Annotated in this window: 28 protein-coding genes; 5 read left to right on the top strand and 23 right to left on the bottom strand. The window is 68.5% G+C overall.

Translation table 11 applies throughout. The features are described 5' to 3' along the window. Positions 1–160: 160 nt before the first annotated feature. The 9 genes from AB0L75_RS22700 to AB0L75_RS22660 form a co-directional block, all read right to left on the bottom strand. The gene (locus AB0L75_RS22700) at positions 161–523 is read right to left on the bottom strand and encodes a UDP-N-acetylmuramoylalanyl-D-glutamate--2,6-diaminopimelate ligase (RefSeq protein WP_365183568.1); all 363 of its coding nucleotides are present in this window, start codon (positions 521–523) and stop codon (positions 161–163) included. Beyond that, positions 520–1071 (bottom strand): C39 family peptidase, encoded by a 552-nt coding sequence (locus AB0L75_RS22695; RefSeq protein WP_365183566.1) that lies wholly within the window; start codon positions 1069–1071, stop codon positions 520–522. Before AB0L75_RS22695 ends, AB0L75_RS22700 begins: the two co-directional genes overlap by 4 nt. Positions 1072–1083: 12 nt before the next feature. Continuing rightward, complete coding sequence (locus tag AB0L75_RS22690) at positions 1084–2175, bottom strand: ATP-grasp domain-containing protein (protein ID WP_365183564.1); 1092 nt, start codon at positions 2173–2175, stop codon at positions 1084–1086. Next, positions 2172–2972, bottom strand: a complete 801-nt coding sequence (gene dapF / locus AB0L75_RS22685) for a diaminopimelate epimerase (protein ID WP_365183561.1) — start codon at positions 2970–2972, stop codon at positions 2172–2174. Before dapF ends, AB0L75_RS22690 begins: the two co-directional genes overlap by 4 nt. Before the next feature lie 389 nt (positions 2973–3361). Beyond that, complete coding sequence (locus tag AB0L75_RS22680; RefSeq protein WP_365183558.1) at positions 3362–3904, bottom strand: NUDIX domain-containing protein; 543 nt, start codon at positions 3902–3904, stop codon at positions 3362–3364. Next, positions 3901–4287, bottom strand: coding sequence for a hypothetical protein (locus AB0L75_RS22675; protein ID WP_365183555.1), 387 nt, complete (start codon positions 4285–4287; stop codon positions 3901–3903). Before AB0L75_RS22675 ends, AB0L75_RS22680 begins: the two co-directional genes overlap by 4 nt. Before the next feature lie 95 nt (positions 4288–4382). Beyond that, positions 4383–5228, bottom strand: coding sequence for a helix-turn-helix transcriptional regulator (locus AB0L75_RS22670; RefSeq protein ID WP_365183552.1), 846 nt, complete (start codon positions 5226–5228; stop codon positions 4383–4385). 27 nt (positions 5229–5255) lie between these two features. Beyond that, complete coding sequence (locus AB0L75_RS22665; RefSeq protein WP_365183550.1) at positions 5256–5768, bottom strand: DUF6879 family protein; 513 nt, start codon at positions 5766–5768, stop codon at positions 5256–5258. Beyond that, on the bottom strand, positions 5746–5976 hold the full coding sequence (locus AB0L75_RS22660) for a hypothetical protein (RefSeq protein WP_365183548.1): 231 nt from the start codon (positions 5974–5976) through the stop codon (positions 5746–5748). Before AB0L75_RS22660 ends, AB0L75_RS22665 begins: the two co-directional genes overlap by 23 nt. A gap of 356 nt (positions 5977–6332) precedes the next feature. Between AB0L75_RS22660 and AB0L75_RS22655 the strand changes: the two genes are divergently transcribed. The 4 genes from AB0L75_RS22655 (at position 6333) to AB0L75_RS22640 (ending at position 10366) form a co-directional block, all read left to right on the top strand. Further along, complete coding sequence (locus AB0L75_RS22655; RefSeq protein WP_365183735.1) at positions 6333–7019, top strand: DUF317 domain-containing protein; 687 nt, start codon at positions 6333–6335, stop codon at positions 7017–7019. 102 nt (positions 7020–7121) lie between these two features. Then, the gene (locus AB0L75_RS22650) at positions 7122–7568 is read left to right on the top strand and encodes a hypothetical protein (RefSeq protein ID WP_365183547.1); all 447 of its coding nucleotides are present in this window, start codon (positions 7122–7124) and stop codon (positions 7566–7568) included. Between the two features lie 93 nt (positions 7569–7661). Beyond that, the gene (locus AB0L75_RS22645) at positions 7662–8357 is read left to right on the top strand and encodes a hypothetical protein (protein WP_365183545.1); all 696 of its coding nucleotides are present in this window, start codon (positions 7662–7664) and stop codon (positions 8355–8357) included. A gap of 1667 nt (positions 8358–10024) precedes the next feature. Further along, a complete protein-coding gene (locus tag AB0L75_RS22640) occupies positions 10025–10366 on the top strand; it encodes a hypothetical protein (RefSeq protein ID WP_365183544.1) in 342 nt (113 codons plus the stop codon). A gap of 37 nt (positions 10367–10403) precedes the next feature. On the opposite strand, the gene AB0L75_RS22635 is transcribed toward AB0L75_RS22640, so the two are convergent. From AB0L75_RS22635 to AB0L75_RS22570, 14 genes are all read right to left on the bottom strand, one after another. Next, positions 10404–10832: a hypothetical protein gene (locus tag AB0L75_RS22635; protein ID WP_365183541.1), complete on the bottom strand. Its 429-nt coding sequence runs from the start codon at positions 10830–10832 to the stop codon at positions 10404–10406. Between the two features lie 341 nt (positions 10833–11173). Beyond that, positions 11174–12520 carry a replicative DNA helicase gene (dnaB, locus tag AB0L75_RS22630; protein WP_365183539.1) on the bottom strand — a complete coding sequence of 449 codons (1347 nt, stop codon included), beginning with the start codon at positions 12518–12520 and terminating at the stop codon, positions 11174–11176. Positions 12521–12623: 103 nt separating this feature from the next. After that, positions 12624–13232 carry a DUF721 domain-containing protein gene (locus AB0L75_RS22625; RefSeq protein ID WP_365183734.1) on the bottom strand — a complete coding sequence of 203 codons (609 nt, stop codon included), beginning with the start codon at positions 13230–13232 and terminating at the stop codon, positions 12624–12626. Positions 13233–13282: 50 nt separating this feature from the next. Continuing rightward, positions 13283–13852, bottom strand: a complete 570-nt coding sequence (locus AB0L75_RS22620; RefSeq protein ID WP_365183537.1) for a hypothetical protein — start codon at positions 13850–13852, stop codon at positions 13283–13285. 72 nt (positions 13853–13924) lie between these two features. Next, entirely contained in the window at positions 13925–14260 is a 336-nt protein-coding gene (locus tag AB0L75_RS22615; protein ID WP_365183535.1) for a DUF6083 domain-containing protein, read from the bottom strand. A 491-nt stretch (positions 14261–14751) separates the two neighbouring features. Further along, on the bottom strand, positions 14752–15138 hold the full coding sequence (locus tag AB0L75_RS22610; RefSeq protein ID WP_365183532.1) for a hypothetical protein: 387 nt from the start codon (positions 15136–15138) through the stop codon (positions 14752–14754). A gap of 107 nt (positions 15139–15245) precedes the next feature. Continuing rightward, on the bottom strand, positions 15246–16985 hold the full coding sequence (locus AB0L75_RS22605; protein ID WP_365183531.1) for a relaxase/mobilization nuclease domain-containing protein: 1740 nt from the start codon (positions 16983–16985) through the stop codon (positions 15246–15248). Beyond that, entirely contained in the window at positions 16982–17323 is a 342-nt protein-coding gene (locus AB0L75_RS22600) for a plasmid mobilization relaxosome protein MobC (protein WP_365183528.1), read from the bottom strand. The genes AB0L75_RS22605 and AB0L75_RS22600 overlap by 4 nt, the downstream gene beginning before the upstream one ends. 381 nt (positions 17324–17704) lie before the next feature. Next, the gene (locus AB0L75_RS22595; RefSeq protein WP_365183526.1) at positions 17705–18700 is read right to left on the bottom strand and encodes a DUF2637 domain-containing protein; all 996 of its coding nucleotides are present in this window, start codon (positions 18698–18700) and stop codon (positions 17705–17707) included. 213 nt (positions 18701–18913) lie between these two features. Next, a complete protein-coding gene (locus AB0L75_RS22590; protein ID WP_365183525.1) occupies positions 18914–19618 on the bottom strand; it encodes a hypothetical protein in 705 nt (234 codons plus the stop codon). A 90-nt stretch (positions 19619–19708) separates the two neighbouring features. Then, the gene (locus AB0L75_RS22585; protein WP_365183733.1) at positions 19709–20407 is read right to left on the bottom strand and encodes an ATP-binding protein; all 699 of its coding nucleotides are present in this window, start codon (positions 20405–20407) and stop codon (positions 19709–19711) included. Continuing rightward, on the bottom strand, positions 20404–21333 hold the full coding sequence (locus AB0L75_RS22580; RefSeq protein WP_365183523.1) for a hypothetical protein: 930 nt from the start codon (positions 21331–21333) through the stop codon (positions 20404–20406). The genes AB0L75_RS22585 and AB0L75_RS22580 overlap by 4 nt, the downstream gene beginning before the upstream one ends. Before the next feature lie 760 nt (positions 21334–22093). Beyond that, on the bottom strand, positions 22094–23035 hold the full coding sequence (locus AB0L75_RS22575) for a ParB/RepB/Spo0J family partition protein (RefSeq protein ID WP_365183520.1): 942 nt from the start codon (positions 23033–23035) through the stop codon (positions 22094–22096). 119 nt (positions 23036–23154) lie between these two features. Next, positions 23155–23397, bottom strand: a complete 243-nt coding sequence (locus AB0L75_RS22570; RefSeq protein WP_365183518.1) for a helix-turn-helix domain-containing protein — start codon at positions 23395–23397, stop codon at positions 23155–23157. A 786-nt stretch (positions 23398–24183) separates the two neighbouring features. Here AB0L75_RS22570 and AB0L75_RS22565 point away from each other — a divergent pair. Further along, positions 24184–25521, top strand: coding sequence for a tyrosine-type recombinase/integrase (locus AB0L75_RS22565; protein ID WP_365183731.1), 1338 nt, complete (start codon positions 24184–24186; stop codon positions 25519–25521). The last annotated feature ends 26 nt before the right edge of the window (positions 25522–25547 follow it).

Raw genomic sequence — 25547 nt, 5'->3', positions numbered from 1 at the left:
CGCTAGACGTGATCACGGGCCACGTCAGCTGGGCCGAGGCCGTCACTAGGCGACCGCTTTGGTGAACGAGCCATCCCTTCGCCAGGTCACGCCATGCGAGCGGTTGTGGTGCAAACGCGGCGGTGTCGCGGCGCACGGCACCTAGCGGGTTGGAGGCGACTCACAGGCCCGTGACGGGTTGCCCGGTGAGGGCTTGGGCGATCTGCCAGAGCTGGCCGCCGCGGCTGGCCTTGATGAGCACGACGTCATCGCGTCGGAGGATGGTGCTGAGGTAGGCGGTGGCGGTCTCGTTGTCGCGCACCAGCGCGATGTCGGGGACCCCTGCCGCGCCCGCTGCGAGAGCGAGTTGCTTGGCGAGGTCACCGCCGACGGCCACGACGAGATCGATGCCGGCCTCGGCCGCGAAGCGCCCGATCTCGCGGTGGGCTTCAACGGCTTCGTCGCCCAGCTCCAGCATCTCTCCGAGTACGGCGATTCGCCGGCCGCCTGCGGCCTCGGTCGTTTCGCCGTCTGCCTCGGTCATCGGGGTTCTCCGTTGGGGGTCAGGGGCGCGAAGGTGATCGCGCGGCCGGTGTAGGAGTGGGACAGGCGGCTGAGGGTGACTCGGTCGTGTGTCTGGCCCCACGCCGACGGGTCCCGGAAGAGGACCACGGGGTCGGGGCCGTCCTCGTAGCCGCGCAGGATGACGAGGTGGCCGCCGGAACGGCCGTCCTCGGGGAACTGCTCGGTCACGGACACGATGAGCGGTGCGTCATCGAGGCGGCCGAGCAGTTCTTCGACGGGCACGGGCTCGGCGAGAGCGGGCACTCCCAGGTCGGTCGCCAGGCTCGCGATCCCCGCGTGGAGTGCACCACGCGGGGTCAGGACCTCGTGTTTGACCGCGAGTTTCAGGAGTTCCGTCACCGTGGGCGCCTCGTGCCCGTAGGCGAGCAGGATCATTCTCAGCGATGCCAGGCCGCACGCCCGGTTGGACCATTCGATCCTGTCTCCCAGTGCCCAGCCTCCGTGTTGCTCCCATTCGGCGGGGTCGATCAGCTGTCGGCACGGGGGGACATCGTGGACGCGCGGCACAGCGGCAGGCTCCTACTGCGAGACGGCAGCCTCCCGAGTCAGTGTGGTGCTGGAAAACGCGGGAGTGGGCAGGGGGACATCGTACGGCGGACGGGCCAGGGCCTCGTGCAGCATCGCCAACACGACGTCCGTGTGCGTGAGTCCGACCATCGCGGCTCCCACCGCGAAGTTGCTGTCACGGGACATGCCCGGTGTGCTGTTGACCTCCAGCGCATACGGCTCGCCGTCGGCGGTGAGGATGAAGTCGATACGGGCTGCCCCGCGCAGCCCGATCCCGTCCCAGAGCGTCTGGGCGTCTCCGGTGATCTTGTCGAGCACGTCGGGTGCCAGCTCGGCGGCGCGCACGGTGACGGTGCCCCTGGAGTCCACGTCGAGCTTGGTGTCGGCGTCGTAGAAGTCGGCCTCGGTGGCTTCGGTGGCCAGCGGCGGGAAGACGACGACCGAGCCGCCCGGCAGCTCCAGCAGTCCCACGGTCAGCGGCGTGCCGACCACGTACTCCTCGATGAGCACGGCCGCACCCTCGTCGCCGGCTGCGATTGCCAAGGCTCCGGGCAGATCCGCCGGATCGCGGACGAGGCTCATGCCGACGCTGGATCCGCCCAAGGGCGGCTTGACCATCACCGGGCGCCCGTTCCAGGTCGCCGGCCCGCCGGTCCAGGCATGCCAGCCGGGCGTCGGGACGCCGAGGGTGAGCATCACGCGCTTGCAGAGGATCTTGTCGGCGGCCACCGCGGAGGCTCCGACTCCGCTGCCGCAGTAGGGCACGCGCAGGTAGTCGAGCAGGCCCTGCAAGCGGCCGTCCTCTCCGTACGGGCCGTGCAGGTTCGAGAGGGCTACGTCGTACCCGGCCAGGTCCATGATGAAGTCCGGTTCGCACGGGTCCAGCACCGTCCAGCGGGCGCCGATCTCCTCCAGCGCCTTGGCCAGGGCGGTGACGGAGCGCTGTTCGACGGGGCACTTCGAGTGGTAGAGCCTGTCCTCGACGGAGACGGGCCCGTAGATCAGGGCGACGCCGAGGCCCTGGCGGCTCTGCCCCCAGGAACGAAGCTCCTCGGCAGCCTCCTGTACCGCGAGGTCCGAGCTGGGGCTGAGGAAGAGAGTCATGCGAGTACCCCTTCGAAGGTGTGGGTGACCGGCCCGCCGACCCATTGAGTTCGGTTCGGCCGGGCCTCGTGCGGCCGGACCGTGAGCGGTTCGCCGGCGCGGTTGTGGACGGTGACGGCGCGGCGTGCGACCAGCCCCCGCATGGTGGCGACGACGACGGCTGCGACTGCTCCGCTTCCGCACGACAGTGTTTCCGCTTCGATGCCGCGTTCGTAGGTGCGGATCTTCAGCGCCTGGCCGCCTGCGGACTGAACGAAGTTGACGTTCGTACCCAGGGGAGCCAGGTCGGGATGGTGGCGTACGAGGTGGCCGACCCATACCGCGTCGATGGCATCCACGTCGTCGACGATGGCTACGACGTGCTCTGTGCCGGTGTGGGCGCTGTCGAACCAGGTTGGCCTGCCGTTGACGACTGTCTGTAAACGACGGGGGAGGATTTCGCCCACCTCGGCCGTGACCCAGACGGAGTCGTCCGAGACGACCGCCTCGTGCGCCACTCCGGCCATGCGCAGACTCATCTGGTGAAAGCCGTGATCGTGGTGAGCGGCCCAGGCGGAGCATCGCAGGGCGTTGCCGCACATTGTGGCGACCGAGCCGTCCGCGTTGAAGCACGTGACATCAAGGATGGCGGGGTCGTCACTGACCAGGCGGCTGAGGACCAGTCCGTCAGCGCCTACGCCGGTGCGCCTGGTGCAGAGGCGCTCCGCCTCCTTGGGCCAGTCCTTGTCGTCGTCGGGTTCGAGGTCGGAGAGCAGGACGAAGTCGTTCCCTGCACCGTGGATCTTGCGAAAGCGCATGACAATGCTCCTCGCGTAGTGAGGTGAGAGGGTGACGCGGGCCCGAGTGGGCAGAGATCAGCGGTATTCGATGGGCCGGTAGACGGTTCGGGCCTCACGCATGATCCAGGGGCAGCGTCCGGCGAAGTGCAGAACGCGGACCGATGTGCTGGGGGCCCTCATGTCCTGTATCCGCTGGTAGCGGCCGTCGAGAAGAAGGAAGTCGCCAATGCGGACGTCCCAAGGAGTCCTTCGTGATCCCACCGTCCCGACCGGCGGAAGGGGCGGGTCGGGCAGAGCCACTTTGAGGGCCTTGCGTACGTACATTCAGCCCCTCCAGACATCGAGCAGGATGGCGCCCCCGACCGCTACGACGCATGCGATGTAGGCGAGCTGTTGGTTGCGGGGACTCACCGGATTCCGATCAAGTGGCGCTCGACGCGGGAGCGGACTGCCGGGATACCGATCTCGGTGAGAGGCACCCAGGCCGCTGCGCCCGTTTCGATCATTGAGGGGAAGACCGCGCCCGAGTGGGCCCGGAAGAGGTAGCGGATGCCGACCCGCAGGCGCGGCCCGTACCTGTGCTGCCCTGGCCTCGTCACGTCGACCAGGAAGGGGCCCTCGGTGCCGGGCTGCGTCCACACGTCCCAGACGCCGACCTCCTCGGCCAGCAGGCGCAAGGCCGCCTCGCTGAGGGATTCGTCCTGGTGCTCCGGCTCAGCCTCCGCGAGCGCGTAGCCACCCTCGTGCCGCAGGCACAGGACGCGATTGCGTTCATCGACGAGGACGGCTCCCGTCATCACGAGGGGGCAGCACTGGTCGTGGGTGCAGGCTCGGCGCCGCGAGTGGTCGAGGGCTGCGTCGTAGACGGGCATCAGGGCCGTCTGCTCGGCAGGGTGTTCGTGGATGTAGTGGGAGAGCTCCCGAATGATCTGGTCTTCCCTGACGCTCACGGTGCATCCAGCCCGTTCCGCTCGGAGTAGATCCACAGCAGCCGTCGCGTCAGAAGGGCGACGTCGCGGAGGTACAGGAAGGTTCCGAACGTGGGTGTTTCGGGGGTCGGCCGGTTGGTGAGGTCGATCAGCCTGGTCCCTTTGCGGACCAGCTCCCGCACCTCGCTGTCGTCCTCGGCGCCCAAGTCCTCGCTGAGCAGACGGTTCAATTCCTTGGCTATCTGCGGCAAGTGCCTGTCCATCGCCGCGCGGGTCGTGGTGCCCATCCGCAGACAGAGGACGGCATCCGTTTGTGAGGAGATCACCGCCACGTTGATGGAGCAGTCATCGGCCTCGGTGTCCTCGGCCGCCTCCATCGCCTTGCCCGTGCTTGCCACAGTCATCACTGGCCCCTCCGGAGCACGCTGTAAGCCGTGCCAATAAAGCTAGGAAGGGGGAGGGACGAGGCTCCACGAGTGTGCCCGAACTTGCCCGGCCTTCACCCTAGAGATTCGATGGCAGAGGTGATGAGTTCACGCGCGGCGGGGCCGTAGACGGCAAGTTCGGCCAGCTCACCGAACGTCTTGGCATACATGGCAAGTTCGTGTTTCTGGACGACGGTGAGATGAGCCGAGACCAATTCGACGTTCACCAGCTCGTCGTCGTACAGGAAGAATCCCTCGACGGGCCACAGGCCCGAGCGGTCGGCGTTCTGGGGGATGATGCCGAGGCTCACCGAGGGGAGCGCCATGACGCTGAGGAGGTAGCCGAGCTGGCCCGCCATCACGTCGGTGCCGCCGATGCGGTATCGCAGGACGCTCTCTTCGAGGATGATGGCGAACTTGTGCTTCCCGTAGACGACCTGCTGCTTCTCCACTCGCACCTTGACGGCCGCCGGCACATCGTCGATGAGTCCTCGGCGGTCACGAATGGAGGTCAGAAGCGCGGTGATGTATGAGGCAGTCTGCACGGGGCCGGGGATAAGCCAGGGCGAGTAAATACGGAAACGCTCGGTGCGCTCCCACAGGGGCACCACCGATTCCTGTGCCCACTTGAGCCCGTGGCGCTCCATCTTGCGCCACTCGACGTACATGCCCTCAATTCCGCGGGCCGTCGAGATGAGATCCTCCGTCTCACCCTCCGCACCGCACGCGGAACACCAATCGCGAAGGTCGCGCTCCGAGGGGGCCCGGGCGCCGCTCTCGAAGCGCGAAGCCTTCGACTCATGCCAACCCAGACTCTGGGCCAGCGCTCGCTTGGTGAGACCGGCTGCTAGCCGGATCTCGGCCAGGCGCTGTCCGAGCGCCTTGCGGGCTTCCTGGACGCTCGAAGATGGCGATGTCATGTCAGGGTGACGGTACTGGTCGGACGGTCAGGCCGGCTCGAACTCTGCGTGCGGCGTTCCCCGCTTCCACACGGCCTCGAAAGCCGACTCGCAGAGCTTCGCCACCCCCGGGTCTTCCGTGAGTTCGACCTCCATGTTCTCGCCCTCGCCGTCGAAGTGGTTGACGAGGACGAGGTGGGAGTCGAACAGCCAGAAGTCATTGCCTGGAAGTGCGAGGTCGGTTGCACTTCGCCGCGAGAGCCAGCGCACGTCTTCGCCGGCCGCGATGTTCAGGCCGTCCGTCACGTCGTACTCGAAGCGGATGTACTCGCTGACCGGTGTGGAGACGATGCGGGCGCGTCGGACCTCGACGCCTCGTGAGGTCGCCTCGGTGACGATGGCGTGCCAGTCGGCCCAGCGTTCGGCCGGATCGAGGTCCACGCCGGCCTTCCAGTCGATGAAGGCCGCGTCCGACTTCATGTATGCGTCGCGCATCTCCAGGTGGACAGCGGTCCTCTGGCAGTCGCGGAACAGCTCCTCAAACGTCGGGGTCCTCGTCACGCTGCTTCACCTCCTGGAAGAACTGCACCATGCGCCGGGGGATCTCCACCACCGTCTCGTGACCGGGGATGTCCATCTGCCCGAGGCGCTCGGCGTCCTCCACCTTCCACCCCTGCACGAGGTAAGTGTCCTTCTCCTCGTCGAGGTAGACGGTGGGGGAACCGCCGCTGGGGCTCTCCGGGTCCTTACCGAGCCTAATCAGGGCCATGATGACCTCCTCGGGTGCCGGTAACGAATTCTGTGCCAGAGCTTGCCCGGGCGTCGGCTGTGAAGCGAGGAACTTGCCAGAACTTGCCAGGACTTCGAGAGCGACCTAGGTAGGGAGACCTGGGCGACGGTGCACGGGGCGCCCGGAGGTAGCCCACTTCGGCGGCTCACTAGTTCACCGGCGGCAGACAAGAAAGATCCCCAAGCCTCTGGTGCACGGGGAGCGAGGTATGTCAACGTGGACGACCTTCCGAAACCCCAGGTCAGCGACGGCAGTGCCCTGTCCCCGAGCCTACGGAGGCGCCCCTGCAACCGCACCACCCCAGCGAGCCCTTCCCATCCGAATTGCCCGACCCCGTGTACTGGGTCACCCCACGCCACTTGGCCGGCGATGACGATGCGCTCGCCGAGCGGATCGGCGACACCCTGGCCAGCCTCGGCTGGCGCATGTGGCCAACCGCCCGCCACACCCTGCTCTACGTCAGCCCGGACGGGCTGTGCGGCGCCGAGTGGATTCTCGCCGCCCATCCGTTCGAGCTGGGCGGACTGCCGGTGGCCTGGCAGCTGAGCGCCCGCGCGCATGCCGACTCCGTGATGCCGACGTGGAACGCGTACTTCACCACCGGCGTTCCGTACGAGGTGCTCGTCGATCTCCTCATGGCAGTCGATGCCCGTGAGGCGGCCGACGTCGGCTTCGAGGGGCCGGAGACGGTCCTCAACGCGCTGAGTGCCCGCGGCTGGATTCGCGATGCGGACCGCCCCTGCACCACTGCCATCGACCCCGGGTTCTCCTGCAGTGTCTCCCTGGAGATGCTGCCGCCCCTCATCGAGGACGCCGACCCTCGTCCTGATTTGGTGGGCTGGCAGGCGTGGGCGGAACCCGTCCTCGGCACCCCATACCTGTGGTGTGCCAGCTTCAGCGCCAGCGTCCCCCACGACCTGGTCGCCGCGTTCGCCTCCTCGCTCGCTTCACCGTTTCCGGTGCCCCGCCGCACCGTGCCCGAGAGCGCGGAGGGCCGGCTCACCGTCGTCCGCCGTACCTGACGACTCCCGCGCCGCCGGAGCCGCTGTCGTGCGGCCCGTCGCCGATCTCCCCGAGCGGAGGCACGTGCCCTGTGCCCGCCAGATGACAGAGAGGAAGGGATCTTGTTCTTTCGACGCGCTCGCGAGGACCACGCATTCCGTGAAGCCCAGCATGCGGGCTACGCGATGCTGCTGCGGCTACAGGCCACGCAGCCCTGGCCCGACACCCCCGAGCGGAACGCACCGGCTCCGGCCGAGGAGGACGCGGTGGCGCCCGACTTCCTGCCCCCGGACCTGCGAGTGCCGTCACGGCAGGAGGTGGCCGGGCTGATGATGCGCTGGCAGCAGCCGCTCGTCATCGACGGCGAAGTCCGTACGTGCCCCGGGTGCGGCGCATACCGGGACTGGATCATCTTCTGCCTGCGCGACGACTCGGTGTGGCTGCGCTGCCGGGCCGGCCACGAGACGAAGGAACCGCGCTTGGACGCGGCCTGGTACAACCGCCACTCCGGTCCCGTCGACCGGTTCCACCCCACCCTCGAAGAGGGCCTGCGCCACCTCGGCCACTGAACCCCCGAACCCCCTCCGCCCCTTCGTACCGCCGGCGCCCGGAGGACCGGCCTGGCCAACCCGTCCGCTTCGCAGACCACCAAAGGGGTTCGCATGCGCCTTCACACCACGACCATCCTCAGCCTGAGTGTCATCGCAGTCCTCGCCCTCACGGGCTGCTCGACCGACAGCGCTGATTCCACCGACTCGGCCCCGTCGACGACCGTCTCGGTGCGCCCGGACGGCGAGAGTGCCCCGGCATCTGATCCGCTTTCCTCGGCCGCACTGGCCAAGCGGCTCCTGGACGAGAGCGACCTGGGCGAGGGCTACACCCGTGTGCCGCAGCGCTCCGCGCAGCACGACGACGTGACCGTGATCGGCTGCCCGGCGCTGGCGATGCTCGGCAGCGAGGCCGCGGTCGGCGGCAGCCTCGACTTCCCGCACAAGGCGAAGGTGTCCTTCACCTATGCGGGCGGCAGCGGCTCCGAGGTGGCCGAGGAGCTGTACAGCGACACCGAGGACAAACTCTCCCGGAGCGTGGGCCGGATCTTCGAGGCGATGACCTCCTGCCCCACCTACCAGGTCCTCACCGGCGGTACCCCCGTCACGGTCACGACTCAGAAGGTGCTCGTCGCGCAGCTGGGCGACGAGCGGTGGAGCCAGCTGCTGACCTTCACCGCCGGCGGGCGCAGCAGCTTCGTCAAGCAGACGGCCGTCCGCACCGGGACGGTGGTCGTCGTGGTCTCCGGCAGCCCCGGCCTTGTCGATGCCCACGTGCGCAAGGCGGTCGCCAAGGCCACGGTGGATTAGCTCTACGGGTTGATGAAGCGGGACCGGCAGGCGGGGCAGGCGTGGGCGGCTCCAGCTCCGTAGCGGCGCATCGGCCGGCCGCAGCCGGGGCAGGAGCCGATCTCCCACACGGGGCACCCGTACTGTTCGGCTGCCTCCTGGCGTTCCGCACCGCTGATGGGCCGTCCCGATGCCTGGCTGGGGATGCGCGGTGGCCAGCTGGGCGAAGGTTCTCACGCCGCGGTCGTCGGCCCCGCCGCGAGCGGGGCGAGGGTCGTTGCGCACGGTGCTCTCCTCACCGAAGCGGCACTTCGTGTCCAACTCCTCCTCGTGGAAGGTGAGGTCCTCGTCGGGCGGTGCTTCTTCGCAGATGGGGGCCGGCTCGTGGTCGCCGATGCTGAGCCAGCGCTCGCGGTCCTGGGCGGGGACCCACATACGGGACGCTCGCCGGGGATCTGCGGGCAGAGGGACTTGGAGTGGAACGAAGGAGCCGTCGGCGCTGGCCACCACGAGTTCGTCCACCTCGGTGTGGCGCTTCATCGGCAGGCACAGGGCGGGGAGTTCCCAGATGGTGTGGAATGCGCCGCAGCCGTACATGCTCGCTGACTTCTCCGGACACTGGCGTTCAGCGCCCGCCACACATTTCCACTCCTGCAGGTGACGGACACCACCGCGGACCAGCATCCGCGACCGTGATGCGATCTCCTGCCATGGCAGGTCGTCCACCATCGCCCAGGGAGCCCTGTTGATCAGCGCAGCCTGGTCAGTGTCGGTGACCCACAGCGGAGTGATGCCTGCCTCCACGGCGATCTGAGAGCGCCTGCGGACCGTGGGCGCGGTGATCGGCGAGTACTGGGCCTCCCAGCCGACGGTCCGAGCCGGACCGGACACCCGTACGTCACTGCGGATCTTCCGCTTGCTGCCCTGCGCCGTGGTCTCCGCGTCGGCTGTCAGACCGCGGCGCTCGGCAGCTCGGACGATACGTTCCTTGAGGGCTTGATGCCGCATGCTCTCCGGCTTCGTGGGCGCACTGCGCACCGGTAGGTGGGCGGCGACCAGGATGAGTTCGTCTCCCCGTCGGCACCGTCGGACGGTCATCCATGGTGACTGTCCCTCCTGCTCGGCCTTGCATACCCCGTGCTCGTGGTGGTTGAGGCATTGCAGGCGTTCGCGTTCCCGTTCTTGGAAAGGGCGGGTGATGTCTTCCAGGACCTTGTCCGGTGTGAGGTCCGCCAGCAGGCGGTGCCGGTAGTCGTTCAGCCCGAGGTCGGAGCGGGTGAGGTTGATGGGGATGTCGTATTCGGTGTGCCAGATTCCGTTAGCCATAGCGCGGGACCGTAAGGGCAGCCACTGACATTTCCGGCTGCTTGGGGTGATTCCTGGCACTGTCCTACTGACCGCCGTTGACGGCCGTGACAGGTGGCCTGACCGGCCAGCGCTTGGCTCTTGAGCACCGGTCCGTCAAGGCGTTGCGTACGGCATCAGGTATATGGAATCGGTTCTGCCTGGTTGACGTGAGCAGCGGGGCTGTAGGGTCCCGCGGCTCGTGTCATCCGCCGCGTATCTGGCCTGGGCGTTCTGCAGGCATCTCACGCCGTGTCACCCGTTGGTTGTCTCAAGGCCCGTGTCATTCCCTCAACTCTCGTGGTCGAGTAAGCAACCGTCCCGCGATCGTCATGCCGGACGCCGTGGCCGTGCTGACCAGCTGTCTCCGCTCGGCCCTCGCGGCAGCCGGCGAGCCCGTACCCGTGGTTTCCCGCATCCCCTCGCCCCGTCCCGCGCGGTTCGTGCGTGTCGAACGAATCGGTGGCCTACAACAGACCGTCGTGTCCGACCGGCCCCGACTCGACTTCCATGCGTGGAGTGAGACCGAAGCCGACGCGCATGACTTGTGTGCCCTGGTCCGCGCCCTGGTCGGCGTGGTCCCCGGGGTCCGGGGTGGGGTCACGGTGTACAACGCGACCGAAGTCGGTGGTCCGCAATGGCTGTCCGATGCCCCGAGTTCGCAGCCGCGCTATGCATTCGCCTGAATTCCACATGCGGGGTAGGACACTCTGAATTGCGTCACTAGACCCCCGTCACTTCTAGTGACCTCTGGGCCTCTTCCATGAAGACCCTTAACGCGGCCGAGAGTTCTCTGTGGCCCTCGCTGATGCGGTGGTGATGGACGCTCGTCCTCTCTTTGTAGCTACTGAACTCTTCACTCTCGATATCGCATCGAATATCAGCAAATTGCTCGGGTACCTGTGCAGGATCTATAAGGCTGTACAGACTTTCCACACGTACGACGATATGGTACGACCGCTCCATTAGCTCCAGGGCTACATCATTTACAGAAGATGGCCCCAGGAATAGCGTGTCCATGCAGGCTTCCTTTATTGCACTGTGCATGGGAAAGACTGTCTCTGCGTTAGCTGTATCATCCCAGTAGGCATCCTCTCTAACGCAGCGCGCTAATCCCTCGCATATCCCTCTCGCTCGCTCTTCCAGTTCCATACATGAGGTCGCAAGTCTTTTGTACGCGTCGCGCCGTGGAGTCCGTAGTTCTCTTTGATGTTCAGCGCGCACCGTGGCGCGCACCGTGGCACGTGCCGACCACGTGGACAGAAACGAAGCCCCAAACGTTGCTGCTGCACCTGCGAGTGCGCCACCAATGGCGGCCAATCCTGCGTCCATAAACGCGCATCTTACTGCCGTGCGTCGAGTTGCGTGCCTAAAACCCGAAATACGAGTGATAGTCGCGACCTGTGAGTCTCAATTCTGTGTCGGATCCGAAATTGATCCGACATCGACCGTGAGATTCCGACACGGAAATTGAGATCCTACAGGGGCCCCGGCTATGTCTGCGCCATGTCGACGAAGCGGGAGTAGTGGCCCTGAAAGGCGACCGTGATCGTGGCCGTGGGACCGTGCCGGTGCTTGGCGACGATCAGATCGGCCTCGCCGGCGCGAGGGGAGTCCTTCTCGTAGGCGTCCTCGCGGTGGAGCAGGATCACCACGTCGGCGTTGTCTTCGAGTGCCCCGGAGTCGCGCAGGTCGCTGATCAGGGGCTTCTTGTCGGCGCGCTGTTCTGGTCCCCGGTTGAGGGTGGAGATGGCGACGATGGGCAGCCGAAGTTCCTTGGCGAGCAGTTTCAGACAGCGGGCGATCTCGGAGATTTCCTCGTAGCGCGAGCCGAGCTGCCTCGTACCGAAGGTGAGCATGTGGACTGCGTCGACCACGATGAGCTGGACGCCCATACGGCTGTGCAGGTACCGGCAGTGGGCTCGAAGGTCGTGCAGGTTGGCGTAGGAGCCGTCCTGGATGTAGATGGGTGCGGCGCTGACGTCGGGCATCCGGCGGGCCATCCGGGTCCAGTCCTCATCGGTGCACGTGCCGGAGCGGATGTGGAAGAGGGAGACACGGGCCTCGGCTGACAGGATCCGCATGCCGACTTCCTTGCGGTCGGCTTCGAGCGTGAACAGGGCTCCGGGCAGGTCGTGCTTGATGCTGGCGTTGCGCAGGAAGTCCAGCGCGAGTGTGGATTTGCCCATGGCCGGCCGGGCCGCGACGACGATGAGCTGGCCGGGGTGGAGTCCGCCGGTCAGAGCGTCGAGGTCGGTGAAGCCTGTGGGCACACCCGGAAGGGTCGCGTCACGGCTGCCAGCCGCCTCGATCCAGTCGAGTGTGTCTTCCATGACGTCCCCCAGGGGACTTGCTGGGGGCAGCAGGGGACGCCGCGTGGTCGCTGCGAAGATCTCCGCCTGCGCAGCGTCCGCGATTCGGTCCGCGGAGTCAGGCTCCGCATCGGCGATCAGGTCTTCGATGTGGACGGCAGCGGCCTTGGTGCGGCGCAGCAGGGCGGCGTTTTCTACGCGTTCGGCGTCGGCGATCCACTTCCGCGAAGGCGACGGGCCGTCGACCAGTGCGGTGATGTAGGCAGCGCCGCCAGCTTCGTCCAGCTGTTCATGGTCGCTGAGGTGGGCGATCACCGCAGTGGGATCGGTTGGGTGGCTGCGCCCGTACAGGTCGAGGATCGAGTTGTAGAGCAGGGCGTGGGCGGGCCGGTAGAAGTCGTGGCCGCTGAGGACTTCGACGATGTCGGCGATAGCGTCCTTCGACCGCAGCATCGCCCTCAGGACGCCTTTCTCAGCGTGCAGATCATGTGGGTGGTGCAGTGCTGGCTCGGTGTCCTCGACGGTCACCTTGGAATCCCCCTCCTCGTACCTTCTCCCCCCGAGTGGCCAGGCAAGTGGTGGCCACAGGCGAGCGTATCTGCGGTGCCCCGGCGGGAGTAGCTGATCGTCTCTACGGGCCCTCATAGGGATGAAGGCGCTCACTTCCCGTTCCCGTGCTGGCCGAGGAACCTGACGGCTCACGACAGCCTGCGGGTTCATGTGGAAGGCACTGCCTTTGGCGCTGAACGGCGGCCTGGATGGCAGGGTCAGGCAACGGTGGTGCGGGCTGCCATCGCCGCGCGCGTGTGCCGCCCGGTAGCGCAGGGGGCGGTAGGGCGGAGGGTGGTGGGGGGCCGGTCGGGTCCCGCTTCACCAGACGGATACGGCGTACGGTCTGGGAGCCGAGTTCGACGTTGATCCGTTGGATGAGCGCGTCTGTGAGGAGCTTGACCTGGGTGATCCAGGCGGTGGAGGACTCGCACAGTGTGAGGGTTCCAGATTCCCGGTCGAAGCCTGCCAGGTCCACGTGCCCGACCATGGGTCCGGCTACGGAGAGCCAGCAGTTGAGCAGCGTCGCTTCGGTCTCGCTCCAGAGCCCGTGCTCGGAGAACATCTCCAGCAGCGCCTTCCCGAGTTGCACCGGCGGTGTACGCCCGCGCACTTGCCTACGAACGGCGGGGGAAGCCGATCGCTCGGTGAAACGGTGCAGACGGGCGTCTTCCTTGGCTCGCCTCAGCATCACCCGGGCCAGATCTGGGCGTTGCCCGCCGCCCGCCGCCCCTTCGTGAGTCACAGGTCGACCTGTTGGCGGAGGGTTGGGGTGCCCCAGGTGCGGACGACGTTGTGGTCGGTGAACGCATACACGAGCCGGTAGGCGGGCGACGGGTTCGGCTCTTGCCGCAGCTGCGCCAGGTACTGCTGTGCGTCCGATTCGCTGCGTCGAGGTGTTCCGCACACCTGCCAGGCTCGGCCGTTCCACATCTCGGGGATCCAGCGCTTTTGCGGCTCGGGCTGTTCGGCGCGCAGCCGGTGCCGAGACTGCACCCGTGCTGCGGGGGCATCGTCGTCGGGGTCCGCGGAGCGCGGCCGGGGCGGTGTGCGCCGACCCGCCCGGCGGCGGGTCTCACAGAGCAGGCACAGGTCGGCGGCGTCCGGATCGACCGGTCCGTTCGGGTGCTCGGAGCATCGGGTGACCGCCTTGGGCGAGCTGATCGTCTCGTCCAGCAAGGCCACTGCGCGTTCGAGGTCCTGGCGGATCTCCTCCACATTGAAGACGGCCTCGCCGCCGGTGAGCCGCTGCTCGTGTTCACCGGCGACGCGCAGGGCACGGCCCAGCGCGGCGAGTTGGGCATGGTTCATGGGCGGGCCTCTCCTTCGTCTCCGGCACCTATCGGGGATTTTGTCGTGCCGCTGTGCGGGACCAGTCCTTGGTCAGCGGCGTGGTCGTGGGCCTCGGGCCAGCCGGATCCGCATCGCCCGCCACAGCTCGGCCGCGCCCGGACTGCTGCTGGGAGCGCTACGGTGCAGGCCCGGGCAGCAGGCATCGTGAGCCACTTTGGCGGTGCCATAGTCACGGTGGTGAGGTCCGGGCCGCGCGATCCCGCCGGCGAGATGGTAGACCTCGTCGTCGGCGAAGTGTCGAGCCGGGTAATCGCCCGGCATCAGGGCGATCCACGCCACTTCCTTGTCGGGTTCCTCGCCCTCGACCGCGGAGACCGGGGCGGCCCCCGCCTGGGGCCGGTAGATGTTGACCCCGTCGTAGTCCATGGTCCGGTGACGGTGTGTGGGAAGACCGCAGGCCGGACACGGCACCGTCAGCTTGCGCCCCCACGACGGCACGAGATCATCTGCCCAGCCTTGCCGGGGAGGGACGCTCATCGCCACCCGCCACCTCCGATGTGTGAAGGACCGCAGGGGGTCGGCTCGCCCCTGGGCAGCAACCTCCAGGGTAGCGACCCGAGTTGGCACCACGGCAGCAATCAGCATGCCCGATGGCTGCCAGCCAGCTGCCATCCTGCCTCGGAGCACAAGCAGATGGCCGACGGCGCAGCAGGTACTCGACGTGCGCAAAGCCGGGCCTCCCGTTTGGGAAGCCCGGCTTTGCGCTGTGGTTTTGTGTTCTGGTGCCTCCTGCGCGTCACAGCCCGTGGCCGCTGGGGGCGGTCCGTCCCTGCCTCGGGGTCTGGGTGGCGGATGACGGTATCGGCCCCGAGCCCGGTCACTTCCTCATATCGGTCGTGGCGGTACGCGGGCCGTCGTCAGAAGGTGTTCGGGGTGAAGGGCCGAAGCGGCTGGATCATGAGGCCGAGTAGCCGCTCGAACTCGGTCCGCTCGTCCTCGTTCATGAGCTGGACGGCGTTGCCGAGGTTCTTCTGGGTCAGCTGCGCCATGAACGGGGCGAGGAAGCTCTGGAAGGCTTCCGGCGCTTCTTTCCATGTACGCCGGTACTCCCGGTACCGCGCGAGCTGTGCGCTTACCTCTTCGACTTCGACGCGGGTGGCGGTGAAGGCGAGGGCCTGTTCCTCCTTGCTGAACGGGCGTCCGTCGCGGTGGCTGTATGTGTCGGTGTCAGGCCGGCGCTTGAAGTCTGCGTCGCACAGGAGGGCGACGATGTCGGGGCGGGGTCGGATGTCTGTCGCGGGCATGCAGGTGTTCCTCATGGGAGTCGGGTGGGCGGATGCATCAATAGTCCGGAGGATCGCCGGTTTGGGTAACCGGCGATCGTCGGCTATGTTTCGCCCGTTTCGGCCGGTCAGCGTCGACGGCTGGAGTCGTTCACCGCGCTGGTCGCCACTTGTGTGGTGGGCGCCGGGGACACGGTGTGCCGGTTGCCTCGAGCAGGTGTGCCGTGGGGGCTTTCGGGCAGGGCGGGAAGGTGGGCACTGCGGCGCAGGCGCCACACGAGGACGTCGCTGATGGAGCTGGCGGTGTCGAGCTCGCGCCGTCGGGCGGCGTCGGTGAGCAGGGCGGCAGGGTCGTGGCCGGCTCTCTGGGCGTCGTCGAGGGTGGCGGCCAGGGCGGGCCAGCCGTCCTCGGCCCGGATCCGTTCGGCCAGCTTCGGCAGCACTTGGTGGAGAAGGTCGGCCTGCCGCTGCTGGACACGCGGGGTCAGACGACGGCCTCGCTGGCGTAGCACGGCCATGGGGTGGGCTGCGGCGGCCTCGTACGCGGCACGGAGGTGTTCGGCGGCTTGCTGAGCGGCGGACGCCTGCTGCGCGTGCTCCTTCTTCGCGTGCCAGTTCGCCGCGGCGATGGCGAGGAAGAAGGCCATGTCGATGAGCATGGCGGTGGTGGCACCGTCCTCGCCGCGGCCGAGGGCCGGACCACTGTGGACGAGATCGCGGGCGGCCTGGCGCAGAGCGCGGTCGTGCCCGCGTACGGCCTTGATGTGAGAGCGGCTGGCCCGCTCGAACGCAAAGGCTGCCTCGCGGAGTTCCGCGCGGGTGTGGGCGGCGGAGGTCTTGGCGAGCGCGTCCAGGATCTCCCCCGCCGCGGCGATCTGGGCTGCTGCCGCGCCGTCGTCGCCGTGGTCGATGATCAGCAGGGCCTGCCAGGTGGCGGCGGTGGCCCGGCGCCGCGCGAACGCGGGACCTGTTACGTCCGGCAGGGTGGGCTGATCCCTCTGGGATCCGTCCGCCGAGGCAGCAGCATCTTCGGGAAGGACCCAGCGTTCGCGGATGCGGGGCAGGGACAGATCGGGCGCGAGGGTGGAACCGGAGTAGAAGACCGGCTGACCGTCCTTGTTGCGATCATCCGGCAGCGCCACCTTGTAGCCGAGCAGGTCACCGGAGGGCGCCACGCGCTTGCGGATCAGCAGGCCGGCAGCGGCCAGGCGGTCGAAGAACTCCTCCTCGCCGGCGGCGCCGGCCACCGCCCGCCGTACGGTCTCCCGGAGTTCCTCGCGGGAGGCGCGGTCCTTCCCCTGGCGCTTGGCCTTGTGGCGTTCGGCGCTGGTGGGGCGCTTGGCGGCGGTGCCGTCCCCGGCGGGGACGCGGCGCAGGTTGTAGTCGGCTTCGATGCGGCGGCATTCGGTTTGGGCGCGGTGGGCCTCGTTGTGCAGGCGGGGCCGTCGGCCGTCGTCGCGGACCAGGGTGGCGATGATGTGGATGTGGTCGTCGGCGTGCCGGACGGCCGCCCACCGGCCTGCGGCGTCGTCGCCGTCGGGGGCGATGCCGGTGGCGGCGACCATGCGGCGGGCGATGGCCGCCCAGTCCTCATCGGACAGGATCGGATCCTCAGGTGCAGCCCGTACCGACAGGTGCCACACGTGCTTCTTCGGGCGCCGCCCCGCGGGCAGGGCGTTGACGGGCTGGTCGAGCAGCCGCTGAAGCTGCCCGAAGGTGGCCTCCGGGTCCCGGCCCGGGTCGGGCGTGAGCGGATCGAAGGCGGCGACCAGGTGCGGGTCGATGTGCTCCTCATCGGTGCCGGGGCCGTAGAGGTAGCGGATCAGCCCGATCGTCTCGCTGCCGCGTTTGTGGATGCTGGGGATCACTCAGCGGCACCGCCGTCACGGTGGGCCAGCAGGGCATCGGCGGCGTCCTCCATACGGCGGGCAGCGCTGCGCACGGCCTTGGTCGCGGCGTCGAGGTGGGGTGCGTCGGCGCCGGAGTTGAGGGCCTTGGCGACCTGGTTGAACAGGCCGTGGAGGCGGCCCAGGTGTCGGCGGGCGGCGAACAGCTCGCCGATGATCTCCCGTTCGGTGGCGATCTCGGCGGCGGTGCGGGTCAGGTCGCGGGCGGCCTTGTCGACGGCGTAGGCGAGGAACGCGGCGTTGGTCATCTCGCAGTTGGCGGCTGCGTCGGTGAAGCGCTGGTACTCGGCATCGTTCATGCGGCAGCTGGGCTGGTGCAGGCGCTTACGCGACTTCGGCTGACGGGCGCGCTGGCGCCGACGCGAAAGGGACTCGGCCCGCCGTCCTCCTCCCGGCTGCGGTCCGCCCTCGGTCGCTGCCTGACCGTCCGGTGCCCCCTGGCACCGGTCTGTTCCCGCCACCCCTGGGGCGGGAACTCCGGGAGCATTGCTCCCGGGACAACTTGCTCCCGCCGAGGTCGGTGGTGTGGTCATCCCCTTTTGGATGGTGGGGAGTTCGTGGTGAGGGTGGTGCATGGATCGGTTCTCCGTGGGGGTGCTGGTGCCGGGGGCTTCGCTGTGCGTGGCCCCCGTGCCCCGTGCTTGTCTGCCCGGGGCACGGGGTGAGTCGGAAGGGGTGGGTCAGGCGGCGCCGGCGGGGGCTGTGCCGAGTTCCCTCTGCTGCTGGGGTGCGGCTTCGTCGGGGTCGTCGGGAGGCTCGGCCTCGGCGCCGTCGTACGCGACGGGCTCGGTCTGGCCGGTGCGCTCGGCCTGCAGCTTGTCGCGCACGCGGCGGGCGCGCTCCTGGCCGATCCCTAGCTCGATACGCAGACGCTCGGCGGAGAGCTGGTCGTCGCTCCAGTCGGCGGTCAGGAGTCGGGCCTCGTCCAGGACTTCGGTGCGGGTGCGGGCACGGGTGCGGGTGCGTTTGGCGGTCGATTTGGCCGTGGTGGGGCCCCGACGGGTCGCTCGACGTGGGGCGGTTTTGGTCGTTTGTGCTACGGCGGTCGGCCGGGGCGGTCGGGGAGTGGGGGCCGACTCGTCGGCCTCGGTCGGCCTCGCACCGGGTGCCTTGCCGGTCTTCACGGGGGTCGGGTCGGTCGGCTGCTCGGGGGCCGATTCGGCCTGGTCAGACCCCGACCATGAGGCCCGCTCGTCAGCCTGCCGACTCGGCGACTGGGCAGAGGCGGCTTCGGCGGAGTCGGCCGACTCGGGGTTGTGGTGCAGGACCTTCGCCACGAGGTCCGACCCGAAGTAGATCGACCCGACCGGGAGCGAGGTCGCCAGCAGTACGAGGGCCCAGTTCGCGAGGTCGCAGTCGGTCAGTCGGCCCCACCGGACCGACGTGGTGTGCAGGGCCGGGACGAGGCCGTGCACGTAGTTCAGCAGGAGGCTGGCGATCGTGTAGATCGCCAGGACCCGCAGTGCGAACGTGCGGTCGGTACCGGTCAGCACGAGCGTGGCGACCAGTGCGAGGGCCATCAGTCCGTCGACGACGATCGGGTAGAGCAGGGCGGCGGTGGAGTCGGCGCCGATGGCGCGGGCCACGTCGGACAGCGCGTTCCACGAGACCCGGAAGGCCATGAGGACGACGGCCACCAGGCCGGTGACGAGGGCGCGGTGTCCGTTGCGGTTCACGCGCCGGTCCCCGGCGGGTGCGGGTGCTCGGCGGCCGGGGCGAGCGGCAGCGAGGCGATGCCAGAGCCGATGCTGCGGCCGCCGGGGATGGCTGTCGGAGGCTATCGGGGCAGGGGAGGGCAAGTCAGGTCTCTCCAGGGGCGGTGCGGTGGGGGTGGAAGCGTGGGACCGTCAAGGGCGGCTACCGAGGGCGTGCTGGGCGTGTGTGAACGCCTACGCAGGCTGATCGGGGCCCGTCGTCGGTGGTGCGTCGGTAGACGGAGCTGCGGCAGCCGGCCCACTGTCCGTTTTCGGGCTGTGTTCGACGGGCCCGGGGCGGTCCAGGACCGGCTTGCGCCCGTCTTGGCAGGATGTGGCCGCTGCTGCGCGGAACGCGGAGCCGGGCGTGAGGTGCGGCTGATCGATTCCTATGGCCTGTCGCCACAGTGCGGCTGCCATCACCGGGCCGACGACGGCGGCCCAGGTGCCGCCGACGAGGCCGTACTCGGCGTAGGCGGGGATGGACAGCACGGCGGCGATCACCCAGAGCATGTCGGCGAGGAGGCCAGCGTCGTGACGTGGTCCGTACAGGTTCCTGCGAGCCATCGCGGCGATGGCGATCATGCCGAGTTCCCCGGTGAAGCAGGTGATGCGCTGGGCGGTGTTGTGCATGCCGAGGTAGTCGGCGGCGAACCGCCAACTCGTCAGCGCGCTGACGACGGTGCAGAGGAACGCGGCGACGGCTGTGACCCGTTCAGCGACGGTGCTCCGTCGCCGCCCGTTACGGGGCTTTCGGACGTGCCGCCACAGCGACCAGCCGGCGGCAAGGGCGGCGACGAGGAGCAGGCATATGGCTGCCGCGGGGGAGGCGAGCCAGCGCGCCAGGAACGATGTGCCGGTCTCTGCGGCGCTCAGGAGCGTGGTGTTGCCAGGTGTCATGCAGGGGTTCTCCAGGGCCCGCGCCGTCGAGGGCATGCTGGTGCGCGGGCGGGGTGAGGCAGGGGGCGGGAAGGGAAGGCGCGGCTGCCGTTAGGCGGCGGGCGTGGTGTGGCGTCGTCGGTCGGGGCCGGTGAGGATGACGCGTTCGGTCATCTCGGCGAGGCGGGAGGCGACGCGGTCGCCGAGGGTGGTGCGTAGCTCGGCGGTGGGGAGGTTGGTGGTGATGAGGGTGGGGAGCATGTGCTCGTACCGGTGGTTGATGAGCCGGTAGGTCAGCTCCTCGGTCCACTCGCTGGCCTTGGCAGCGCCGAGGTCGTCCAGGAGCAGCAGCGGGCAGCGCGCCAGGATCTGCAGGTCCCGTTCGGCGTCGTGGCCGGCACGAGGGCGGAGGCGGGCGTGGAGGTCGGCGGTGGTGGTGGCCTCCCAGCGCAGGCGGACGCCACGGCTGAGCAGGCCGCGGACGGCGCCGTATGCCTGGTAGGTCTTGCCGGTGCCGGTGGGGCCAGCGATCAGCAGCGACGGGCCTTCGGCGATGCCGGGTCCGCCGGGGCCGGGGCGTCCGGCGCGGGCGATCTCGTCGGCCCAGGCGGTGACCTGCGGGTGGTCGGCCAGGGCGCGGCGATAGCGGGCGGGGATCCGGGCATCGGCGAGCTCCAGGGCGGTGACCGGTTCGATCGGGGGCTCCGCGGCGGTGGTGGCGGGGTCGATGCCGCGGCTGGCCAGGATGCCGTTGAGCCGGTCGGCGAGAGGGCCGACCCGGTGCGGCTCCCGGGTGAGGGTGGCGGTCAGAGGTCACCTCCGAAGGCGGCTTCGACGTCGGTCGGGTTTGTCCATGCCCTGTGGACAACCGGCGTGGTCGGCGCGGTGGTTGTCGCGTTCATGGCCTCGTGGACGAGGCTGGGCAGGGTGCTGGGGTGCAGGCCCTTGGCACGGTGCCCTTCGAGTCCGGCCCGGATGTGCGCGGGGGTGATGCCCTCGTCGAGCAGCTTGCGCACCTGTTGGCCGAGATGGCCCAGGACGTCCTTGGGAGGGCGGTGTGTGCAGGCGGCTGCGTACTCGGCGATGAGCTGCTGGGCCGAGACGGTGTCGAGTGCGTGGGCGCTCGCGCCCCCCGAAGGGGTATCTCCTAGATCCATGATCCTAGGTCCTAGATCCGGACCATGAGACGTCACCACTGCCTCATTGAGTCCTGCACGCACCATCAGGGAGGGTTCTGTGAAATCGCTCTGACCTGCGGCTTCTGCATCGGTGACGGTATTCACCGCGGGCTCGCGCCTTTGCCCGGAGCCAGCACGGAGCGTTCCGTGAGGCTGTGGCGAGGGCTCCGTGACACCCGCATGCGGTGCGCTCCTGACGACTGCCTTCGCAGCTTCGTGGAGCGGGCAGGCGGGGAGGCGGCTCTTGCTGGGCCGGTTGATCTTCTGGTGCTGCTGCCAGGTGACGACGTGCAGGTAGCGCTTGTCGTCCGGGCCCTTGTAGCGGCAGACCAGGCCGGCGTCGGCGAGCTGGGCGAGGTCCTTCTCCACGTCCGCGGGCGTGTGCTCGGGGCGCAGGACCCACAACTGCCCGGCGATGATCGCCGCGTGGTCGCGGTGCCGGCCCTGGTCGTCGGCCTGGGTGAGCAGGCCGAAGAAGGTCCGCTCGGCGGTCAGGGAGACGAGGGCCAGCGACTCGGAGACGAAGGCTTCGGGCTTGATCGTGCGGATTCGTGCCAAGAGGGCGGGTCCTCACTCGGTGGCCGGTGGGTGTGATGCCCATGGCTCACCGTCGGTCGGGGCGGCGGTAGGGGTGTGAAGGGCGGGGAGCTGTCCGGCTGTTGGCGCAAGGCGTGCTGACGGCCGCTCGCGTTTTCCGGGCGTGACGTCAACACAGCCACACCCGTGCCGCACAAGTCCAGCCCAATCCGGCGCAATCTCTCACGGCAGAAAGGCCGCTGGAAATCGAGCTCGGTGAGGGCGGTGCGAAAACCGTGGGGCACGATCGCCGGTTGGCGAAACAGTTGCCCCCAACGACGAGCCAGAAGGATCACATCGGCAAGCCGTTGACGTGTCAGCGACGGCGAAGCCGCGACACAACACCCCATGTCAAGAGATCATCGGCAGGGTGTAGGTGTGAGGCCGTGCCACACCGGACCGGGGGTGTAGACAAGCCTGCGAGCCGTCCGTGCAGGGCGGAACATAGCCGACGATCTCCGGTACCGAAGCCGGCGAATGCCCGCCATAAGCGGAGCCATGGCAGCACGCTCTCTGGAAATGGGGCCCGCAGGAGTACGACCGCTCGCACCATCGAAATACTCCGCACCGAACACGGTCTCGCCCAACGTCAGTTGGCTGGCAGGGCCACCGCCTTCGGCCGTCCGGTGGTCCGGAATCGGTTCCGGACCACCGGTAGCCCAGGGCTGCGGGGACGCGTCCGCGACGCCGTCACACAGCGCACTGTGCCGTGGGTCCGAGACGACATCACATCCGGTGAGCCCTACGGCCGCACTCGCCCATGGACCGGCCCTTCTGGGTCTGACGCTGAGGGGAGGTGCTGTGTCAGGCCAGAGTGGTCAGGCTCCGGGCGAGGGTGCGGGCTTCGAGTGCGAGGCCGCCGAGGACGTCCCGGGCGTAGGGGGTGTCGGGGCGCGCGGCGAGGTGTTGGACGGTGGCCCAGTTCTCGGCGATCGCCCGGAGGGGCCTGCTGTGCTTGGTGGATGGCGTCCCGCCGGTGGGCGAGGAACTGTTCGGCACGCTCGTGGGCCTCGCTCCAGGTGATCTCTCCCTGTTCGACGAGCTGGACCAGAGGCAGGGCGGGGTCGCCGTCGGCGAGACGGAGAGCGTCGGCGTGCTTCACGGACTGCCGGAGCTGTTCTTCGTGTTGCCGCTGGCCGAGTGTCGCCGTGGCGTCGTCGAGGGTGAGGAGGCCCTCGGTGACCTGTTCGGCGAGGTCGGGAGCATGCTCGCGCAGGCGGTCGTGCCGGGCCTGGATCGCGGCGGCGCGGGCCTTGTTCTCGCGGACGGTGTTGTAGGCGGCGTCGAGGCTGAGAGTGCCGATGCTGACCTGTTCGGCGAGGTGGGGGGCGTGCTGGAGGACCGTGGCCGCGTTGGAGAGGCGGGTCAGGCTGATGCTGTGGAGCTTGGCGTGCTGCCGCAGCGGGTGTTCCGAAAAGGAACGGGCCATCGCGAGGATCATGGCCTGCTGGCCTTTACTGATGCGCCGGCGGTACAGGTTGTGGGAGAGGATCACCCCCTTGGCGTCGTCGCCGGTGTAGGTGGTGAAGCGGGGCTTGACGCCGGCGATCTTGCAGGCGGCGAGACGGTTGCGGCCGTCGAGGAGGACACCGTCGGCGTCGAGGACGATCGGCTCGTGCTGGCCGTCGGTCTTGATGGACTCGGCGAGGTCGTGCAGCTCGTCCTTGCTGAGTGTCGGGAACATGCTGGCGGTGGGGTGGATCTTCAGAGCGGCTTCCTTCCCGGATGGGGAGTCTTCGGTCCTCGGCGTCGGCGCGCAGGGCTGGCTTGTTGCCCGCGTCAGACGCGGGGGCAGGTGGGGGGTCAGGCCGTGAGGTCGTACGACGCCTGGGCGTCGAGCCAGGCGTCCACCTCCTGCCAGCGGTAGCGCAGGTGACGGCCGACCTTGTGGACGTTCGGGCCGGTGCCCCGGTACTTCCACTGATAGAGCGTTTTCACCGGCACTCCGAGGTGCACGGCGACCTCGGCGGGAGTGGCGAGTCGGCCGCGCGGGGTGGTGGCAGTGGTGGCAGGGGCGTTGGTGCTACGGGGAGGGGTCTTCGGCACAGGGCTCCATTTCGGTCTTGGACAAGGGGCCGGGACAGCCCAGCCGCACCACTCGGGGAGAAGTCCAGAGTTGCCTCCGAAACCCTCCGCAAGTTCTCTCGGTGCGACCGGGGGGACAAAAACAGTACGCCCGGATCGGCCGTTGCCGAAATCGCTCCCGCAGTGCCTGAAAAGGATGTGCCGGTATCCGGCACCCCCGGGGTGCCGGATACCGGCACATGGGGGTCAGATTCTGACCCCCCTCACAGCTCAGAGGTGCTGCCCAGCAGCCGGAATGGCGCGGTCAGACCGCCGGATATTGCGCCTGATAGTGACTCAAATCGCCCATCTTTGAAACGCGGAGGGAATGTAGCACGGCCTCCCCGAGAAAACTGCTCGCGATGTGCCGGAATTCGATGAGACGAACGCCACTCCGCCTCCGAACGACTATTACGGAGTTTGTGAGTAAACCCTTGCGGAGATGCCCGGCTGCAAGTTACAGCTAACTGTCATGGCAACCCGACCTGTCGAAATAGGCCCCGCCGGCCTCCACGCCGCCCGCGCCATCGAGCATCTACGCCTCGTACGCGGCCTGACCCAGCACCAGCTCGCCGCCCGATAACCAACACCGCGCCCAGCCGTACCGAATGCGCCCGCCGCCGCTGCGATATCGACCACCTCGTCGCCATCGCCACCGAACTCGGTGCCCCGCCCGTAGCCCTGCTGCTCCCGTGGCCGACGCACGCCGCCGCGTCCCACAGCACCGCCCACTCCCACACCCCACCCAGGAGGCCCTTCTTGGCCGACGTGTACGACCGCTGGCACAAGTCCCACCCCAAGCCCACCGAGGCCGTGTGCAGCGAGCACAAGAGCCGCACACGGCAGATGGTCGCCACCGCCGACCACGGCGTCGGCAAACGCTGGCAAGTCCGCTACCGCGACCTCGACGGCCGCCAGCGCAAGGAGAACTTCCACACGAAGGCCGAGGCGGACAACCGCGCCGCTGAGGTCGACGTCGAGATCCGACGCGGCTCCTACGTCGTCCCGGCCGAGACGAAGCAGACACTCGGCGCCTACGCGCAGAAGTGGCTCGACGCGAACTCCGTCGGCCCGACGACCGCGCTCCGCTACGAGGCGACGGTCCGCAACCACATCGTCGAGCACCTCGGCCGACGCGAGCTGCGGTCCCTCAACCAGCCCTCGATCATCCAGGGTTGGATCCGCACCCTCCAGGACGCGGAACTGGAAGTGTCCACGATCGAGGGCATCTTCGACATCCTCTCCAGCATCCTCGGCATGGCCGTAGAGGACGGGCTGCTGCCGAAGAACCCCTGCAAGGCGAAGTCGGTCAAGTTGCCGACCGCGACCAAGAAGAAGATCATCCCTTGGCCGCTGGAGCGCGTCCGCACGGTCATCGCCGCACTCCCGAAGCGCTTCCAGGGCGGCGGCAGACTCGCGTTCGGCTGCGGCCTGCGCCAGGGTGAGGTGTTCGGCTTCGCCGTCGAGGACATCGACTTCAAGGGCGGCTGGATCCACGTCAACCGCCAGGTACGGCTCGTCGGTACGAAGCCCGTCTTCGCCCTGCCCAAGGGCAACAAGATCCGGTCAGTACCCCTGCCGGCTCAGATCGCCGTCGCCCTCAAGGCCCACATGAAGGAGTTCTCGCCGGTCGAGGTCACCCTGCCCTGGGGCAAACCTGGCGGCGAGCCGAAGACCTTCCGCCTCCTCTTCGTCGACAAGAAGGGGCGGGCCTACAACCGCAGCGTCTTCAACATGGGCGACTGGAAGCGCGCCCTTGCCGCCGCCGGCGTGATCCCTCCGCGCGAGCGTGGCGCGCGCTACCTCCAGGCGGCCCCAGAAGACGGCATGCACGCCCTCCGGCACGCCTACGCCTCCGTACTCCTGGACGCGGGGGAGAGCATCAAGGCGCTCTCCGAGTACCTCGGCCACTCGGACCCGGGCTTCACCCTGCGGACGTACACGCACCTGCTGCCGTCCAGCGAGACCCGCACCCGCAAGGCGATCGACGACGCCTTCACGGAAACGGAAGCCGAGGCGGAAGGCGACGGCGATCCGGCCGCCGCCCAGGGCACATCCGTGCCCCCAGCGAAACCAATGTGCCCTCAATGTGCCCTGGCCGCCTAACGGCCCTTTCCGGCACCAGCGAGGGC

This window comes from Streptomyces sp. NPDC052101 (genome assembly GCF_040680235.1).
Lineage (GTDB): Bacteria > Actinomycetota > Actinomycetes > Streptomycetales > Streptomycetaceae > Streptomyces.
Note: the sequence above shows the minus strand (reverse complement) of the source record. Positions and strands in the feature narration are given on the sequence as shown.